14 protein-coding genes are annotated in these 18,029 nt (G+C 44.9%); 10 read left to right on the top strand and 4 right to left on the bottom strand.

The annotated features are described in order from the left end of the window. Nucleotides 1–32: 32 nt before the first annotated feature. From erpA to ACED41_RS01270, 3 genes are all read left to right on the top strand, one after another. Nucleotides 33–374 carry an iron-sulfur cluster insertion protein ErpA gene (erpA, locus tag ACED41_RS01280; RefSeq protein ID WP_004734539.1) on the top strand — a complete coding sequence of 114 codons (342 nt, stop codon included), beginning with the start codon at nt 33–35 and terminating at the stop codon, nt 372–374. 271 nt (nt 375–645) lie between these two features. Beyond that, entirely contained in the window at nt 646–1,770 is a 1,125-nt protein-coding gene (locus ACED41_RS01275; protein WP_017059405.1) for an efflux RND transporter periplasmic adaptor subunit, read from the top strand. Between the two features lie 10 nt (nt 1,771–1,780). Further along, the gene (locus ACED41_RS01270; RefSeq protein WP_017063268.1) at nt 1,781–4,873 is read left to right on the top strand and encodes an efflux RND transporter permease subunit; all 3,093 of its coding nucleotides are present in this window, start codon (nt 1,781–1,783) and stop codon (nt 4,871–4,873) included. An 84-nt stretch (nt 4,874–4,957) separates the two neighbouring features. On the opposite strand, the gene ACED41_RS01265 is transcribed toward ACED41_RS01270, so the two are convergent. Further along, the gene (locus ACED41_RS01265; RefSeq protein ID WP_065584911.1) at nt 4,958–6,247 is read right to left on the bottom strand and encodes a peptidoglycan DD-metalloendopeptidase family protein; all 1,290 of its coding nucleotides are present in this window, start codon (nt 6,245–6,247) and stop codon (nt 4,958–4,960) included. Between the two features lie 129 nt (nt 6,248–6,376). On the opposite strand from ACED41_RS01265, the gene tyrS reads away from it, so the two are divergent. Continuing rightward, nucleotides 6,377–7,564 (top strand): tyrosine--tRNA ligase, encoded by a 1,188-nt coding sequence (gene tyrS / locus ACED41_RS01260; protein WP_017059402.1) that lies wholly within the window; start codon nt 6,377–6,379, stop codon nt 7,562–7,564. A 395-nt stretch (nt 7,565–7,959) separates the two neighbouring features. Beyond that, nucleotides 7,960–8,805, top strand: a complete 846-nt coding sequence (locus tag ACED41_RS01255) for a magnesium transporter (protein ID WP_102331940.1) — start codon at nt 7,960–7,962, stop codon at nt 8,803–8,805. A gap of 125 nt (nt 8,806–8,930) precedes the next feature. Here the strand turns inward: ACED41_RS01255 and dacB are convergent, their stop codons facing one another. Together dacB and ACED41_RS01245 are read right to left on the bottom strand one after the other, a co-directional pair. Next, nucleotides 8,931–10,364 (bottom strand): serine-type D-Ala-D-Ala carboxypeptidase, encoded by a 1,434-nt coding sequence (dacB, locus tag ACED41_RS01250; protein ID WP_371724352.1) that lies wholly within the window; start codon nt 10,362–10,364, stop codon nt 8,931–8,933. A gap of 111 nt (nt 10,365–10,475) precedes the next feature. Beyond that, nucleotides 10,476–11,510: a porin gene (locus tag ACED41_RS01245; RefSeq protein WP_371724351.1), complete on the bottom strand. Its 1,035-nt coding sequence runs from the start codon at nt 11,508–11,510 to the stop codon at nt 10,476–10,478. Nucleotides 11,511–12,023: 513 nt separating this feature from the next. Here ACED41_RS01245 and greA point away from each other — a divergent pair. After that, nucleotides 12,024–12,497, top strand: coding sequence for a transcription elongation factor GreA (greA, locus tag ACED41_RS01240; RefSeq protein ID WP_017059397.1), 474 nt, complete (start codon nt 12,024–12,026; stop codon nt 12,495–12,497). 125 nt (nt 12,498–12,622) lie between these two features. Here greA and yhbY read toward each other — a convergent pair whose 3' ends face one another. Then, nucleotides 12,623–12,919 (bottom strand): ribosome assembly RNA-binding protein YhbY, encoded by a 297-nt coding sequence (gene yhbY / locus ACED41_RS01235; protein WP_004738252.1) that lies wholly within the window; start codon nt 12,917–12,919, stop codon nt 12,623–12,625. Nucleotides 12,920–13,033: 114 nt separating this feature from the next. On the opposite strand from yhbY, the gene rlmE reads away from it, so the two are divergent. From rlmE to glmM, 4 genes are all read left to right on the top strand, one after another. Then, a complete protein-coding gene (gene rlmE, locus ACED41_RS01230; RefSeq protein ID WP_017059396.1) occupies nt 13,034–13,663 on the top strand; it encodes a 23S rRNA (uridine(2552)-2'-O)-methyltransferase RlmE in 630 nt (209 codons plus the stop codon). Nucleotides 13,664–13,770: 107 nt separating this feature from the next. Next, the gene (gene ftsH, locus ACED41_RS01225) at nt 13,771–15,738 is read left to right on the top strand and encodes an ATP-dependent zinc metalloprotease FtsH (RefSeq protein WP_017068905.1); all 1,968 of its coding nucleotides are present in this window, start codon (nt 13,771–13,773) and stop codon (nt 15,736–15,738) included. A gap of 88 nt (nt 15,739–15,826) precedes the next feature. Then, the gene (folP, locus tag ACED41_RS01220) at nt 15,827–16,657 is read left to right on the top strand and encodes a dihydropteroate synthase (RefSeq protein WP_102393175.1); all 831 of its coding nucleotides are present in this window, start codon (nt 15,827–15,829) and stop codon (nt 16,655–16,657) included. Between the two features lie 21 nt (nt 16,658–16,678). After that, a complete protein-coding gene (glmM, locus tag ACED41_RS01215; RefSeq protein ID WP_017059393.1) occupies nt 16,679–18,019 on the top strand; it encodes a phosphoglucosamine mutase in 1,341 nt (446 codons plus the stop codon). Nucleotides 18,020–18,029 lie beyond the last annotated feature (10 nt).

Genomic DNA, 18,029 nt, shown 5'->3' with positions numbered 1-18,029 from the left:
TGTTGTTTTTGACACAGGTAAGAGAGGTTGTCGTGAGCGAAGTAAATATCCCATTGTCTTTTTCTGATGCAGCAGCTACCCGCGTACAAACGCTAATTGCTGAAGAAGAAAACCCAGAACTAAAACTGCGTGTATACATTACAGGTGGTGGTTGTAGCGGTTTCCAATACGGCTTCACATTTGATGAAAAAGTAAATGATGGCGACACTACAATTGTAAACAGCGGTGTAACGCTGGTTGTTGATCCAATGAGCCTACAATACCTAATGGGCGGCATGGTTGATTACACTGAAGGCCTAGAAGGCGCACGCTTCTTTGTGAACAACCCGAACGCTACAACAACATGTGGTTGTGGCGCATCATTCAGCGTATAGCATGAGTTGAAAATAGCTTGAGCTCAAAGCTGTATTAGATACATTTCAAACGCCGAACTTATGTTCGGCGTTTTTGTTTTTACTTAGTAACTTATTACTTTTCAAAGCATTCCTCTCATTTTTAGTACACGGCATATTTTTTAAACTGTCGATAGCGTCCAACTTCGTTGAGGATTGGTCTGTTAAGGTTACCTTTGTGCATAAGGAAGTTGCACATCACGCTATTAAGCCAACTAGCGCGCCTGAATGACATCGGACAAAAGGATTTGTTATGCCCACTCTATTTTCTAACTCACCACTTTTTCAGAAATTGAAGCAGCCGTGGCTGGTTTCTCTGACTCTAGTCGTGTTGTTGTCGATCTGGCTTGGTTTAGGCGTAGGGCAAGCAGAAGAGTCACCTGAAAAAAAGGCAACAGAAATTCCGCTGGCTAAGGTTTCCTTTCAAACCTTCACCTCATCACCGACCTTTAAAACGATTGATCTCTATGGAAGAACGGCGCCCGATAGGCATGCTCGTCTAGGTGCAGAAGTCGCGGGTAAGATTGTCAGATTGAATGTTGTTAAGGGGGGGATGGTTAAAGCAGGACAAGCCATTGCCCAGATAGATAAGGGTGATTTAGAGATTCAACTAGAGCGAGCATCTGCGTTATATCGCTTGAAGCAGAAAGAGTTCAAAGCGGCGCAGTCACTGAAGAAAAGAGGACTGCAAGGTGAAATCGCCTACACCACAGCTGAGGCTTCATTAACAGAAGCAAAAGCCATGATGCGCAATGCGGAATTGGCTTTAAAGAATACTGTGATTACTTCGCCTTTTTCGGGTGTGGTTCAAGATTTGATGGTGGAGCTCGGTGATTTCGTTAGTGTTGGCGATCCTGTTGCTGGCGTGATTGACCTCGATCCTTTGGTTATTGAGGCGGATGTCAGTGAGCGTCATATCCAACATTTGCTAGTCAATCAATCTGCTTTGGTTCGTTTGTTAGGGCGAGAAGAAGCGGAAGGCCGTTTACGCTATGTTTCTCGTATCTCTTCTGTTGCTACTAATACCTTCCCAATCGAGATAGAAATCGATAACTCTAAAGGCCTATTACCAGCAGGTGTCAGTGCCGAAGTTAAACTCAACCTAGAAACAAGAGATGCAATAAAGATAACACCGGCGATGCTAGCATTGGATGAGGCGGGTAACCTAGGGGTCAAAACCTTGGTTTCAGTCGATGACTCACCAACGGTGAAGTTTGTAGGCATTCAGCTAGTAAAGGCCGAACAAGATGGAGTGTGGCTCACGGGGCTAGGTCAACGCGTCGATATCATCACAGTAGGCCAAGGGTTTGTGCGTGATGGTGATTCGGTGATTGCTGTTGAGCAAGTCGCTGAACTCTCTAACGTAACCGCAGAGTAGGAGATAACCGATGTATTCAATTATTGATGCAGCCTTGTCTCGTGCTCGAACAATGCTCTCCCTTTTAGCGTTAATCCTTGTAGCCGGTGTCGTCACCTATATCACGATACCTAAGGAATCGAGCCCAGACATTACCATCCCAATTATCTATGTTTCGGTCGGGCACCAAGGGATCTCGCCAACGGATGCAGAACGTTTATTGGTTCGACCTATTGAGCAAGAGCTGAGGTCGATTGAAGGCGTAAAAGAGATGACAGCAACCGCAGCAGAAGGGCATGCCTCTGTTGTGTTGGAGTTTAATGTTGGCGTCGATCTCACCAAAGCAATGGCCGATGTGCGTGACGCGGTTGATCTGGCTAAACCAAAACTACCAGAAGACAGTGACGAACCGACCGTAAATGAGGTGACGCTGGCTTCTGAGCAACCTGTTTTGTCTGTTGTGCTATTCGGTACCGTTCCTGAGCGCACCATAGTGCAAATTGCCCGAGAGCTTGGAGACAAATTAGAAAGCTATCGCCAAATCCTTGAAGTCGATATTGCGGGCGATCGCGCTGACATCGTCGAGATCATTGTCGATCCGTTATTGATGGAGAGCTACAGCTTAGATCAAGCGGATATCTATAATCTGATCGCTCTGAACAATCGAGTGGTGGCCGCAGGTTTTGTTGATACTGGCTACGGACGTTTTTCTGTCAAAGTCCCTTCGGTATTTAACTCCTTAAAAGACGTGCTTGAGTTGCCTATTAAAGTGGATGGCAAGCAGGTGGTCACTTTTGGCGATGTCGCTACGGTTCGTCGAGCGTTTCGAGATCCTGAAAGTTTTGCTCGTTTAGATGGCAAATCTGCGGTGGTGTTGGATATCAAGAAGCGTGCAGGTGAGAACATCATCGAAACCGTTGAGCTAGTCAAAGCGGTAATGGCTGGTGCTCAGCAGCAAGCGGAATGGCCAAATAACCTGTTGGTCAAATACACCTGGGATGAATCTAAAGATGTGAAGATCATGCTTAATGATCTGCAAAACAATATCTTATCCGCCATTATTCTGGTGGTGATCGTTATCATCGCGATTCTTGGTGTGCGTACCGCTTTGTTAGTGGGTATTTCCATTCCAGGCTCATTCCTAACCGGGTTATTGGTTCTTTCGGTGTTTGGCTTAACCGTCAACATCGTAGTGCTGTTCTCTCTGATTATGGCGGTGGGGATGCTAGTAGACGGTGCGATTGTGGTGACCGAATTTGCAGACAGGCGAATGCAAGAGGGTGAAGGGCGCAAAGCCGCTTACCGAGATGCAGCGAAACGGATGGCGTGGCCGATAACCGCATCGACTGCCACAACCTTAGCCGCATTTGCTCCGTTACTGTTTTGGCCTGATGTGACGGGCGAATTTATGAAGTTCTTACCACTAACTCTGATCGCGACTTTAACTGCATCATTGATCATGGCGTTGTTGTTTGTGCCCGTGCTGGGCGGTTTGATTGGCAAACCTCAATACGTATCGTCTAAAAGCCAAGCTCGAATGGTCGCACTGCATAATGGTGACTTTTCACAGGCTACTGGTTTAACCAAGGCTTACTACCACACGCTTTCTTTAGCGATTAAACACCCCTTTAAGATTTTGTTCAGTGCGGCACTGCTCGCGGTTGCAGTTGGTTTTACTTATTCAAAAGCGGGTCTAGGTGCAGAGTTCTTCCCAGAAGTTGATCCGCCATTCTTTAATGTCAAAGTTCGCTCGCATGGGGATCTGTCTATCCAAGAAAAGGATGACATCATGCGTGATATTGAACTGATGATGCTCAATCATGATGAGTTCGATACCGTTTACACGCGTACTGGTGGTGACGACCAGATTGGTTTGATCTCAATTACGCCTGTTGACTGGCAATATCGACGCAGCGTTAAGGCGATTATTGATGAGTTGAAGGTACAAACCGATCAATACGCTGGTGTTGAGATTGAATATAAGTTCCCTGATGCTGGGCCTCCGGTTGAAAATGACTTAGTGATTGAGCTGTCGGCAAGAACTCCAGAGCAGCTCAATCAGGCTGCAAAAATTGTGAGAGGTTGGGCTGATGGAAATAAAGCACTGACCAATATCAGCGATACTGCGAGTAAAGATGGCATCGATTGGAAGGTGGATATTCGCCGCGACGATGCTGCGCGCTTTGCAGCTGATGCGACCTTAGTGGGTAATACCGTTCAATTCGTGACTAATGGTCTCAAGATTGGTGATTATCTGCCCGATGACTCTTCAGAAGAGGTCGATATCTTGGTGCGCTACCCTAATGATAAGCGTGATATCGGGCGCTTCGACCAGCTTAGGGTGAAAACGCCAGCAGGTTTAGTACCTATTACTAATTTCGCTCAGATCGTTCCCGACCATAAGCAAGACACCATTAAACGCCTTGATGGCAAGCGTGTGGTGAACATCATGGCGGATATGGAAGAAGGGTATAACCTTGCTCTCGAACTACCAAAGATCGAACAAGCATTGAGTGAGCTAGGGCTGCCGAGTAGCGTGGAATTTCGCATCCGTGGTCAAAACGAAGAACAAGAAAACTCGTCAGCCTTTTTACAAAGTGCTTTCTTGGTTGCTTTGGCGGTAATGGCTTTGATTCTGATTACTCAGTTCAATAGCTTCTATCAAGCGTTTTTGATTCTGAGTGCTGTATTGTTTTCGACCGTTGGCGTGTTCGTTGGCTTACTGATCTTCCAACGTCCGTTTGGCATTGTGATGTCGGGAATTGGGGTAATAGCGCTCGCCGGCATAGTCGTGAACAACAACATCGTGTTGATTGATACTTATAATCAGCTCATCAAAAGAGGCTTGGACAAGCGAGATGCGATTCTAAGAACCGGTGTTCAGCGTTTAAGGCCAGTAATGCTCACGACGGTTACGACTATCTTAGGTTTAATGCCGATGGTGTTAGAGATGAACATCGACCTGATTAATCAAAAGATAGAGTTTGGCGCGCCAAGTACACAATGGTGGTCACAGCTTGCGACCGCTATTGCTGGTGGTTTGGCGTTTGCCACGGTGCTGACTTTAGTATTAACCCCTTGTTTGTTAATGCTTGGACGGAACAACAAACCTGAAAAACAGTAGCTAGTTGTGGTATGTGAGCATAAAAAAGAGCGCCTTGATGGGCGCTCTTTGCATTTTTCTATTTTGCAGTGAAGCTACAAACGCCTAGTTAGTCGCTAGTAACTGACCGTATCGCTCAAGGTTTCTTAATCGAATCTCTGAGTTGGCAATAAAGGTTGCTTTTGCTTTACCAGTTAACGACTTGGATTGAGGCAATTTCACGGTACGCGCATTTTTATGTACGCCATTAACCAAGAATTCATAATGTAAGTGCGGGCCAGTCACACGGCCTGTACCGCCCAAAGTACCAATGGTTTGGCCTTGTTTTACGCGCTGACCGGTTTTCACCATACGTCGCTTCATGTGCAGGTACTTGGTGATGTAGGTGTTGCTGTGGCGGATGAACACGTAGTTACCATTGAATTGGTTGTAACCTGACTTCTGAACAATACCGTCACCGGCTGCCCAGATAGGCGTGCCAACAGGGGCTGCGTAGTCAGTACCGCGGTGAGCTCGAATCTTACCGGTTACTGGGTGTCTCCTGGTAGGGTTAAAGTTCGATGTTACGCGACGAAAATCAATTGGTGAGCGCAAGAACGCCTTCTTCATCGCACGACCATTTTCATCGAAGTAGTTGCCGCTTTTATCATCCAATACCGCGGTAAATGAATCGCCTTGGTTTTTGAACACGGCTGCCATGATCTTACCGCGACCAACTACTTCACCTTCAACCACTTTCTCTTGGTATAAGATTTTGAAGCTGTCGTTCTTACGAATATCTAACGCAAAGTCGATATCCCAACCGAAGATGCCGGCCAGTTCCATAATTTGGTTTGCGGTTAAACCTGCGCTGACGCCAGCGTTCCAGAAGTTAGAGGTGATGTTGGCTTCGGCATAATTGTATTGGTATACCACTTCTTTTTTGTCGAAACTTGATGAGAAAGAATCGCCAGATTTAGTGATCTTGAAGCTTTCAAACGCACTAAGTTGTCGTTTTAACTGAATAAGGTCGTTGTTTTCATCAAAGCCGAACTGCAAGACATCACCAGGTCTTAGGTTAGACAGCTGCTTCTTAATATCATTATTGGTATTGAGTAGCGTGATCAGCAGACGGTATGAGAGGCCAATACGTTCAAATAAAACAGAGGTGCTTTCGCCAGAGCGAACGGTGTATTTCTCCCAATTGAGCACTGCCGTCGGTGGAGCGTCACTTGAGCTAATAAGTGCAGAGGCATTGATAGTCAGTGGGTAATGTTTTCCCACAACTAAAGCGCCCGAATCGTCACGCAAACTGTTGACGTCGGGGAGTAAGAAAATCGCGACGAAAATTATGGCACTAAAAAATGCGATAAAAGCCCGGTGCAAAATAGGAAGGCGTGCAAAAATAGACAACATGTTCCGGTTCGTTCTGTAAATATTATGAAAATCGACGACGGAATAGTGTAACTGGTTTCAAAATACATCGCTATTCAAGTAAGATGTCTAATTAATGTATTTTTGCCAAATCTGTGGGAGTGAACAAGAATGGCGAGTATTGAAGCTGCACTAGCCGAGATCAAACGTGGCGTAGAAGAACTGATTCCAGAAGACGAACTGATTGCAAAACTAAAAGAAGGTCGTCCTTTACGCATTAAGCTGGGTGCCGATCCAACAGCTCCAGATATCCACCTAGGCCATACGGTTATCTTTAACAAGCTTCGTGCTTTCCAAGAGCTTGGTCATGAAGTGACATTCCTTATCGGTGATTTCACTGCAATGGTTGGTGACCCATCAGGTAAAAACTCAACACGTCCACCGCTAAGCCGCGAAGACGTATTGAAGAATGCTGAAACTTACAAAGAGCAAGTATTCAAGATTCTAGATCCTGCGAAGACGCAAATTCGTTTCAACTCTGAATGGCTATCTGAGCTTGGCGCTGAAGGCATGATTCGTCTTGCTTCTAACCAAACTGTTGCTCGTATGCTTGAGCGTGATGACTTCAAAAAGCGTTACGCTGGTGGTCAACCGATCGCAATCCACGAATTCATGTACCCACTTCTACAAGGTCACGACTCTGTTGCACTAGAGAGCGACGTTGAGCTTGGCGGTACTGACCAGAAGTTTAACCTTCTAATGGGTCGTGAACTGCAAAAAGCAGCAGGTCAAAAACCACAAGCGGTACTAATGATGCCACTACTTGTTGGTCTAGACGGTGTTAAGAAGATGTCTAAGTCTGCGCATAACTACATCGGTATTAGCGAAGCACCAAGCGAGATGTTTGGTAAGATCATGTCTATCTCTGACGATCTAATGTGGAGCTACTACGAGCTGCTGTCTTTCCGTCCTCTTGAAGAAGTTGCGGAACTGAAAGCTGGCGTTGATGCAGGTAAGAACCCGCGTGACGTTAAAGTGCTTCTTGCTAAAGAGATCATCGCTCGTTTCCACAGTGAAGCAGATGCTGAAGCCGCTGAGCAAGAGTTCGTTAACCGTTTTGCTAAGAACCAAGTTCCTGATGAAATGCCGGAGTTTGAATTCGAAGCAGGCCTGCCAATTGCGAACGTTCTAAAAGAAGCGGGTCTTGTAAACTCGACTTCTGATGCGATGCGTATGATCAAGCAAGGTGCGGCTAAGCTTGAAGGCGAGAAGATTGAAGACAGCAAATTCGTGCCTGAAGCAGGTACTGCCGTTTACCAAGTAGGTAAGCGTAAGTTTGCTCGTATTACTATTAAGTAATAATGCACATCAATAATTGAACCAAAGGCATCCACGGATGCCTTTTTTATTGACCCCTATTTATTGACAGGAATTTGACGAAGTTTTTGAACGGCTATTGCTACACTATGCGCGCTGTCGAACTGACAGTAATTTTGGAGATTTTTATGAACAATACCGACCATCCTCCTAGTTTGAATGGAGAAGAATAACCTGTCTCGGTATTGATCTATTGTCCTGCCGTTCAGGTAGGGTATCTTTGTTTTCCCCCGCATTCTTTTCCACACACTAGATTCTAACAAGTAGACACATCAGTAGCTTTCAGCTCTTGGTGCGCTTAGCTGTACGCTCTTGGTGTATTAGCTATAGGCTATTTTTTTTGATGGTCGTTACCTTTGCCAATCGGGAGATTCGCCATGACGGTAATGAACAACACTTTTTTATCTATTGAAGCTCTGTACTCAGAGCAAGACATCCAAGCTGTATCGAATGCATTTCAACAGTACGGACGTGAACAACAAATTAATCTTTTGAATCGAATGCCGCTCGAAGATGCGGTGCTAGTGCTGGGGCAATGCTCTTTGAGTACGATTCAGACTTTACTTAGTGAGCTAGAAGAGCAGGGCTTTGAGAAGCGCTCTCGACATCTAGCTCACCAACTAGGGCTGATCTACTCTGAGGTAGAACCTCAACAGGGTTACCTTTCGACTGGCGTCATGAGCCACGTTAGGCAGCGTATCGGTTGGATTATTTCGTTAGCACTATTGGGAATCGTCTCAGGGCTTATCATTGCTCAGTATGAAGACATTCTCAGTCAGTTGGTACTTTTGGCAATCTACATGCCGGTAATTGCTGCTGCTGGTGGTAACACCGGAACACAAGCAGCGACTTTGGTGATCCGAGCCTTAGCCACAGGTGAGTTGAAAAAACGCCAATGGGCTAACGTTCTATGGAAAGAGTTTAGAGTTGCTATTTGTTTAGCTTTAGCGATTGCTGTAGTGATGATTGGACGTATTTTGCTCTTTAGTGAAAACCAAGCGACAGGTGGTTATGATATCAACATGATTGCGTTAGCTATTGCGGTAGCGCTGTTTATTCAGGTGACCATATCAACCGTGCTGGGTGGCGGATTGCCGATAGTTGCTAGGCTATTTAAGCTTGATCCAGCGGTGTTAGTGAGCCCAGTGCTTGCTTCCATAGTTGATATCTCAGGAATGTGGATCTACTTCACTGTGGTTAACTCATTCCTCGGTATCGCTTAGCTCCTATAAAAATAGGCACCTATAAAAATAGCTAAATACATCTGAGAAACAAAAATGGCGCTGCAGATTGAAGGTCTTCAGCGCCATTTTTATTGTTTGAGTAGAAGTTTACACAGAGCTAAGCATTACTTAGATTTGCTTTGTGTTTGACTGAACTCGACCACATCTTTGTAGAAAGCACGCTCAAACTGGGTGATAGGTGCTTCCACTGGTTTGTCTGGATCTTGTTCTTCAGGGAAGTAATCACGGACAAATTGTACAAACAGAGAGTTTGGTTTTCCCGCTTTATCTAATCCGTATCCCGCCATGTTGTAACTGCCGTATAGAGAACCACTCTTGGCGATAATGTTGCCTTGAATCGGTGCTTTTCTCATGCTCTGACGGTATTTGAGCGTTCCATCAGTGCCAGATGTAGGCATAGCCTCAATCAGGCTGAGCTGTTGATCGTTTTCCCAGATATAACGAAGCACTTGAGCCATGGTCTGTGACCTCATTCGGTTATTTCTGGATAACCCTGAACCATCGACGAGCTGCGCTTTACTGAGGTCAATATTAGCCTTGGTCAGCAGTATCTGTTTTATTGCTTCAGTGCCGTTATTGAAGCTGCCCGGTTGAACATAAAATGTTGCTCCTAGCGTTTTAGTTAGATTATCTGCGATAAGGTTATCTGACTTCTTAAGCATGATATCGAGCAGTTCAGGAAGCTTTTCTGAGTTGTGACTAGCGACTAACGTGGTTTTGTCTGCTTGCGCTTTTTTACCAATAATCACATCACCTTTTACTTCTATTTTCAGTTCTTTGAGAAGCGATGTAACGACTTGATAGGTGTAAAGTTCTGGATTTTGAATCGCGAACTTGAGTGGCAGTGGCTTTTTACGCTCAACCAAGCAACCAGAGAGCTTGTAAGCGTTATCTGGTGTCGTGATGAGCTCCAAGTCGCATTGTGTTGCCTTCTGCCCAGAGCGAGTTACCGTGGCAGCGGTGGTCGTCACGTCTATCGGATAGTGAGCGGGAATATAAACGCGTGTCGCACCATTATCTTTTGTATAAATAGAGGCTTGTGCGCAGTTGCTGTCTAAGGTCATTGTACTAGAAGGCGCGCTGTAACAAACGCCTAGAATGTCCCAAGGCCACCCCACCGCTCGCTGATAGCCCGTAAAAGTCGAGTTATCGAGGTATAAGTTGCCTTTGATGGTTCTTGATTGAGACTTAGCGTATTGAGCCAAAAGGCTTTTAAGCTGTTCTCGTTGCAGCGTTGGGTCGCCACTAAATGAAATGATAGAGTCATTACCAGAACGAACAATGCTGGTCGTGTAGTGAAAGTCATCCCCTAACTCCAACTTAGCCGCCAAAGCTGTCACCAGCTTCAAAGTACTGGCGGGTGGATAGAAGCCATCACTATTGGAATTCAGTTTGTTTGAATCGCCTTTCAGGGATTCCAAAATTACACTGGTGCTACTGCCATCAGGCAGTTTATCTAGAGGGGGGTAAGCGAAAGCGTTAACTGAGAAAGCGCTAATGGAAAAACTACATACCAGTAGTGTGGATAGAAGGCGCATAGAAGATTTCTTGGATGGCTGATGTTTTTAGTATACAGATATAAAAAACGCCCGCTAGATAGCGGGCGTTTTGATTCTCAATTAACTAATTAATCAATTAGATAATCAGAATTAGAAGTCGTAACGTAGACCTAGAGCTAGCTCGTCTTCAGCGTCTGCTTTAGATGCAGGACCGTTAACAAGACCAACAGAACCTAGCTTGTCACCTTCAGAAATTAGGTTGAAGTTGTACGAGATGTACGTACGGAAGTTAGGCTTGAAGTAGTAAGTCGCATCGATTGCAACGTTGTCAGCTGAAGTTTCACCGTCAGTTTCTGCGTTGTTGTACGTTAGCGTGAATGCAGTTTTTTCTAGCGTGTATGCTGTTGCAAATTCGTAACCAGTGTAGTCACCGTTCTTCTTCGCTAGCTCACCGTCTGTGAATGTACCAGCAAAGTATAGAGCGTCAGTACGGAAAGATGCCGCTAGCATGTACTCGTTTTGCTCGTCTTGGTCAGCGTAACCAGCACCTAGCTTAAAGCCAGAATCGCCGATAGCGTAGATACCAGATAGAGAGTAGCCGTCTGCGTTGTTGTCAACGAATTCGCCACCAGTTTCTGAACGGTCAGCAAAACGGTAGCTTGCTTTAACGCCTAGGTCTTGGAATTGACCTTTGTATGAAACCATGTTGTCAGAACGATCTGCTACAGCAATTTTCATTGCCGCAGAGTTACCGTGGTAAGACATGATATCGGTAAAGTCTGTGATTACACCTAGTGCACCGTCGTTTTTACCGTAAGTCACTTCACCGAAGTCACCGCCGATACCAGCGTACGTGTAACGGTTAGTAATGTCACCGTCGTTGTTATCAGTAGAACCGCCGTTTTCAGCAGTTGTGAATTCGCCTTCGTAGAAACCAACACCGTATAGGCCGTCTTGGATTTCAACTTTACCTAGGAAGTTAAGACGTACACGTGTTTTGTCTTCAGCTTTGCCATCTTTCATCGATAGACGAGCTTCAGCACGGCCACCGATTTCTAGAGAAGTGCCGTTTGAGCTGTATACAGATGTACCTTCGATACCACCAGCTTGTTTACCGTCCGCTGCCACTGCGTTAGTAGCAAGAGCTGCAGCAGATACAGCAAGCGCGATCATAGTCTTATTCATGTTATTATTTCCTAATTACTGTCCATAGAAGTTTTATCAAGGATTTGAACCCTTTTGTGTATTGCCTGTATTAATCAGGCTTCATAATCATGATTAGAACAGAAGTCTGAAAAATGCCAGTGCAATCCATGGGTTACTTTTTACCTCTAAAGTTCCATGGTCAGTTAGTAAAATGATATAAAACTAAAAAATGAACACTGTTTTATTATATCTCTTGTTGATTAAGTGTTTGTTTTAAAGTGATTTTTATAAAAGTGTGATCTGTGTTTATTTTGTTTGTTTTTTGTTTTTTTAGGTATTTAATTCTCAACTTATTGATGGGGAGGTTATTATTCATTTTTGTGATGTCTGTAATTTAGACCTAGATAAAGCTTTTATAACGCAAAGTGGAATAAAGGTGATTTAGCCATAAAGTTTGTTTACACTAAGCCAAATCGTTTTGTTTCTATCACCCAATAAATACGTTGGGTGTATTTATGTTGGCCAAAGAAAGCTTTGGCATAGAGGTAAAAAATGGAAAAGGTTCCAATGACAGTACGTGGCGCTCAGCAGCTACGTGACGAATTAGATCGCCTACTTAAGCTACGCCCTGTTATCTCAGCAGCTATTGGTGAAGCACGTGAACTAGGTGACCTGAAAGAGAATGCTGAATACCACGCCGCTCGTGAAGAGCAGGGTATTTGTGAAGCTCAGATCCGTGATATTGAATATAAGCTATCACTGGCTCAGATCATCGATGTAACGCAAATGGATAATACGGGCAAGATTATCTTTGGTACGACAGTGACACTGATTGATGTGGATACCGATGATGAGTTCCGCTACCAAATCGTTTCAGAAGACGAAGCAGACATCAAAACGGGTCGCATTTCTGTGAAATCGCCAATTGCTCGCGGTCTTATCGGTAAAATGGAAGGCGACGAAGTCATGATCTCTACCCCTGGTGGTGACAAAGACTTCGAAATCGACAAAGTAGAATATATCTAATTGAATTTTCTTTGTTTCTGATAAGTAAAAAGGTCGCTAAATGCGACCTTTTTCGTTTCTCACGCTACACTAAAAGATAAGCGCTGTGGCTTCCTATTAGTGAAGTTAGCTTATATCAAACTCGCTTATTTACGTGGAATCTCGATTTTACGTGCTTCTGACTGACGGAACAGTACTAGAACTTTACCGATAGTCTGTACTTTCTCAGCTTTAGTTTCACGTACAATTGCATCGATAATCAGTTGCTTAGTCTCACGGTCTTCTGATGCAACTTTAATCTTGATCAGTTCGTGGTGGTCTAGAGCTAATTCGATTTCCGCTAGAACAGCTTCAGTAAGTCCATTTGCGCCCATTAGCACAACAGGTTTTAAACTGTGAGCTAGGCCCTTTAGATGCTGCTTTTGTTTGGTACTTAGGTTCATTACGCGGCCAATTTTCTTTACTATTAGGGTTGAAAAAACCTATTTTAACGCCATCTAAAGCTGAAGACTATAATTTATTCAGCAATTAGTACTTTCCTCCAATTTAGGTATCCAATGAGCAAACAGAAACACTCGGCCAGTTCAGGCCGTTGGTTGAAGGAACACTTCGACGACAAGTACGCAAATGAAGCAAGAAAGAAAGGCTATCGTTCACGTGCTTATTTCAAAATGGAAGAGATTCAAACGAAAGATAAATTGCTGTCTCCTGGGATGACCATTGTGGATTTGGGTGCAGCACCTGGCGGTTGGTCTCAATATGCTGCTAAGATTGTTGGAGACAACGGACAAATCATTGCGTGTGACTTGTTACCAATGGATCCGATTGCTGGTGTTAGCTTTTTACAAGGCGATTTCCGCGAAGAAGCTGTGCTAGATGCCTTGTTGGAACGTATACAACCAAACATGGTTGATGTCGTGATGTCAGATATGGCACCTAATATAGCAGGCAACAATTCTGTGGATCAGCCAAGAGCTATGTATTTAGTTGAATTAGCTTTGGATATGTGTCGACAAGTTCTAGCTACCAATGGTAGTTTTGTTGTAAAAGTATTCCAAGGCGAAGGGTTTGACCAATACGTTAAGGACGTCCGCGAGATGTTTAAAACAGTAAAAGTTAGAAAACCCGACTCTTCTCGAGCTCGATCTCGTGAAGTGTTTATCGTAGCCACTGGTTACAAAGGTTAACGATTCTCTTCCAAGAGTGAGAGTTAACAACATGGCTACAGGTTACAAACTGTAGTACCCTACCTTTAATTACAATTAGTTATCGAGAGGCTTACACCTTGAGTGACATGGCAAAAAATTTAATTCTGTGGCTTGTTATCGCGGTAGTGTTGATGTCGGTATTCCAGAGCTTCGGCCCTGGGGAAAGTAACGGCAGAGCAGTAGATTACACCACGTTTGTACAGGAAGTTGGCCAAGGCCAGATTCAAGACGCACAGTTCAATAACAGCGAAATCACTTTCACACGTCGTGGTGGTGGTTCTAAGTATGTAACTTACATGCCTGTTTATGATCAAAAGCTACTTGATGACTTAATTAATCAAAACGTAAAAGTTCAGGGTACACCACCTGAAGAGCAGAGCCTGCTTGGCACTATCTTCATCTCATGGTTCCCAATGATCTTACTGATTGGTGTATGGATTTTCTTCATGCGTCAAATGCAAGGCGGCGGCGGCGGTAAAGGCGCGATGTCTTTCGGTAAGAGTAAAGCTCGAATGATGAGCGAAGAACAAATCAAAACCATGTTTGCTGATGTTGCTGGTTGTGACGAAGCAAAAGAAGACGTGAAAGAGCTTGTGGACTACCTTCGTGACCCAAGCCGCTTCCAAAAGCTAGGTGGTAAGATCCCGACAGGTATCCTGTTGGTTGGTCCTCCTGGTACGGGTAAAACATTGCTTGCAAAAGCGATTGCCGGTGAAGCGAAAGTACCGTTCTTTACTATCTCTGGTTCTGACTTCGTTGAAATGTTTGTTGGTGTTGGTGCATCTCGTGTGCGTGACATGTTCGAACAAGCGAAGAAAGCGGCACCTTGTATCATCTTTATCGATGAAATTGATGCTGTAGGTCGTCAACGTGGCGCTGGTGTTGGTGGTGGTCACGATGAACGTGAACAAACACTGAACCAAATGTTGGTTGAGATGGATGGTTTCGAAGGTAACGAAGGTATTATCGTTATCGCTGCGACTAACCGTCCAGACGTACTAGACCCTGCATTACTTCGTCCTGGTCGTTTTGACCGTCAAGTTGTGGTTGGTCTACCGGATGTACGTGGTCGTGAACAGATTCTTAAAGTACACATGCGTAAAGTGCCACTATCAGGTGATGTTGAACCGTCGCTGATCGCTCGTGGTACTCCAGGCTTCTCTGGTGCAGATCTTGCGAACCTTGTGAACGAAGCGGCGCTATTTGCTGCTCGTGGTAACAAGCGCAATGTATCTATGGTTGAGTTTGAACTTGCGAAAGACAAAATTATGATGGGTGCAGAGCGCCGTTCAATGGTTATGTCTGAAGAAGTGAAAGAGTCAACGGCTTACCACGAAGCGGGTCACGCAATTGTTGGTCGTTTGGTACCTGAACACGATCCAGTGTACAAGGTGTCAATCATTCCACGTGGTCGTGCGCTTGGTGTAACTATGTACCTACCTGAGCAAGACCGCGTAAGCATGTCTCGCCAACATCTAGAATCAATGATCTCTAGTTTGTACGGTGGTCGTCTTGCTGAAGAACTTATTTACGGTAAAGACAAAGTGTCAACTGGTGCGTCTAACGATATCGAACGTGCAACTGATATTGCTCGTAAGATGGTTACGCAGTGGGGCTTCTCTGAGAAATTGGGTCCTCTTCTTTACGCAGAAGAAGAAGGTGAAGTTTTCCTAGGTCGCGGCATGAGCCAAGCTAAGCACGTTTCTGATGACACGACTAAGCTTATCGATGAAGAGATTCGTATCCTTATCGACCGTAACTACGATAGAGCTAAGAAGATTCTTGAAGATAACATGGATATCATGCATTCGATGAAAGACGCTCTAATGAAGTTCGAAACGATCGATGCAGGTCAAATTGATGACTTGATGGAGCGTAAGCAAGAGATTCGTGATCCAGCTGGTTGGGGTGATCAGGTAAAAGCTGAACCTACAAAGGAAGAAGCAAAACCTGAAGCTAAGGCAGAAGAAGCTAAAGCGGAACCAAAAGCTGAAGAGTCGAAAGTTGAAGAAGTTAAATCTGAAACAGATGATGCTCAAAACAAAGATTCTTAATTGCTAAGCTTTAAATTAAAACCCTGAGTACGCTCAGGGTTTTTCTGTTTCTAGCCCTAGATGTTTTTACCTTTAAGACCCACCTTCCATGATATTAAAAGCACATAATAAAACGCTCGTTTTAGACCGCCCACATGTGATGGGTATCCTCAATGTTACGCCTGACTCTTTCTCTGATGGCGGAAAATTCAATTCATTAGATAATGCTTTACTGCAAGCAGAGCGAATGATTCAAGCTGGTGTTAGCATTATTGACATTGGTGGTGAATCAACTCGCCCGGGAGCGCCTGACGTTCCTTTAGAAGAAGAGCTCGCTCGCGTTATTCCTGCCATTAAAGCAATTCGCGCTAAGTTTGATGTGTGGATCTCCATTGATACCAGTAAAGCTGAAGTGATGCGCCAAGCCGTTGAAGCGGGGGCTGATTTGATCAATGATGTGCGCGCACTGCAAGAGCCCGGAGCTTTAGAAGCGGCCGCCGATGCTAATGTGCCCGTTTGCCTGATGCACATGAAAGGTCAGCCAAGAACCATGCAAGCTAACCCTAATTACGATGATGTCCTAATGGATGTTGAAGCGTTCTTAAAAGAAAGGGTGGAGGCTTGTGAGGCTGTTGGTATATCAAAAGATCAGCTGATTCTGGATCCTGGTTTTGGTTTTGGTAAAACCATTGAGCATAATTACCACCTATTAGCGCACCTTGAAAAGTTTCATTCGTTAGGCTTACCTGTTTTAGCGGGGATGTCGAGAAAATCGATGATCTTTAAATTGCTAGACAAGGTTCCGGCCGACTGCATGGTCGCAAGCGTCACTTGCGCGACGATTGCCGCGATGAAAGGCGCACAAATTATTCGCGTTCATGATGTCGAGGAGACACTGGAAGCGATGAAAATAATCGAAGTGATGAACAACAATCACTAAATATAATTAAGGAAAATCACTATGTCTGATAAAAGACGTTATTTCGGCACAGATGGTGTGCGTGGCAAAGTAGGCCAGTACCCGATTACACCTGATTTTGTTCTGAAGCTTGGCTGGGCTGCGGGTCGTGTTCTTGCGAAGCAAGGCACAAAGAAAGTCATCATTGGTAAAGATACTCGTATCTCTGGTTACATGCTTGAGTCAGCGCTAGAAGCTGGCCTTGCTGCTGCTGGTCTTCAGGCTACGTTTACTGGCCCAATGCCAACACCTGCTGTGGCTTACCTAACTCAAACCTTCCGCGCTGAAGCCGGTATTGTTATCTCTGCATCACACAACCCATACTACGATAACGGTATCAAGTTCTTCTCTTCTGAGGGAACAAAACTGCCGGACGATATCGAGTTGGCAATTGAAGCAGAGTTGGATAAAGACATCGAATGTGTTGATTCTTCAGAGCTAGGTAAAGCAGTACGTTTGAACGATGCGGCTGGCCGTTACATCGAGTTCTGTAAAAGTACGTTCCCACATAAAATGACATTAGCTGGCATGAAGATCGTTATCGATTGTGCACATGGTGCGACTTACCACATTGCGCCTGCTGTATTTAAAGAACTGGGTGCTGAGGTCGTTGCGATTGGTGTTGAGCCAAACGGTACTAACATCAACCACGAAGTCGGTGCGACGGATGTACGTGCTCTGCAAGCAAAAGTGCTTGAAGAAAAAGCGGCATTAGGTCTTGGCTTTGATGGTGATGGTGACCGTATCATCATGGTTGACGAGCTAGGCAACAAAGTTGATGGCGACCAAATCGCTTACATTATTGCTCGTGATGCACTGCGTCGCGGTGAGTTGAAAGGCGGCGTTGTTGGTACACTAATGACCAACCTGGGTATGGAAAACGGCCTTAAGCAGTTAGGTATTCCGTTTGTACGTGCTGCTGTTGGTGACCGTTACGTAATGGAACAGCTTCTTGCTAAAGGCTGGAAGATCGGCGCTGAAAATTCGGGGCACGTTATCCTACTAGATAAAGTGACGACGGGTGATGCTATCGTTGCTGCTCTGCAAGTTTTGGCTTCAGTTGTTGATAGCGAAATGACACTGAATGAGTTGTCTCAGGGCATGACGTTGTACCCTCAAGTTCTAGAAAACGTTCGTTTCAGCGGAGATTCAAACCCACTAGAAGCCGAAGCGGTAAAAGCAGCGGTTGTTGAAGTAGAAGCAGAGCTTGGCGAGAAAGGCCGTGTACTATTACGCAAGTCTGGTACCGAGCCACTACTGCGTGTCATGGTTGAAGGCGAAGATGCAGAGCTTGTTCAAGCATCAGCGCTTAAGATTGCAGATGCAGTAAAAGCAAACTGCTAATTTAACCTTT

This window comes from Vibrio sp. 1F255 (assembly GCF_041439145.1).
GTDB classification, from domain to species: Bacteria; Pseudomonadota; Gammaproteobacteria; order Enterobacterales; family Vibrionaceae; genus Vibrio; species Vibrio crassostreae_C.
The sequence above is the reverse complement of the archived record's forward strand: the minus strand, read 5'-3'. Positions and strand labels throughout refer to the sequence as shown.

Coding starts and splice junctions, on each gene's coding strand:
- ACED41_RS01255 (WP_102331940.1), top strand. CDS start 7,960: ATGACGGTAATGAACAACACTTTTTTATCTATTGAAGCTCTGTACTCA.
- ACED41_RS01275 (WP_017059405.1), top strand. CDS start 646: ATGCCCACTCTATTTTCTAACTCACCACTTTTTCAGAAATTGAAGCAG.
- ACED41_RS01265 (WP_065584911.1), bottom strand. CDS start 6,247: ATGTTGTCTATTTTTGCACGCCTTCCTATTTTGCACCGGGCTTTTATC.
- greA (WP_017059397.1), top strand. CDS start 12,024: ATGGAAAAGGTTCCAATGACAGTACGTGGCGCTCAGCAGCTACGTGAC.
- rlmE (WP_017059396.1), top strand. CDS start 13,034: ATGAGCAAACAGAAACACTCGGCCAGTTCAGGCCGTTGGTTGAAGGAA.
- yhbY (WP_004738252.1), bottom strand. CDS start 12,919: ATGAACCTAAGTACCAAACAAAAGCAGCATCTAAAGGGCCTAGCTCAC.
- folP (WP_102393175.1), top strand. CDS start 15,827: ATGATATTAAAAGCACATAATAAAACGCTCGTTTTAGACCGCCCACAT.
- ftsH (WP_017068905.1), top strand. CDS start 13,771: ATGGCAAAAAATTTAATTCTGTGGCTTGTTATCGCGGTAGTGTTGATG.
- dacB (WP_371724352.1), bottom strand. CDS start 10,364: ATGCGCCTTCTATCCACACTACTGGTATGTAGTTTTTCCATTAGCGCT.
- glmM (WP_017059393.1), top strand. CDS start 16,679: ATGTCTGATAAAAGACGTTATTTCGGCACAGATGGTGTGCGTGGCAAA.
- ACED41_RS01245 (WP_371724351.1), bottom strand. CDS start 11,510: ATGAATAAGACTATGATCGCGCTTGCTGTATCTGCTGCAGCTCTTGCT.
- ACED41_RS01270 (WP_017063268.1), top strand. CDS start 1,781: ATGTATTCAATTATTGATGCAGCCTTGTCTCGTGCTCGAACAATGCTC.
- tyrS (WP_017059402.1), top strand. CDS start 6,377: ATGGCGAGTATTGAAGCTGCACTAGCCGAGATCAAACGTGGCGTAGAA.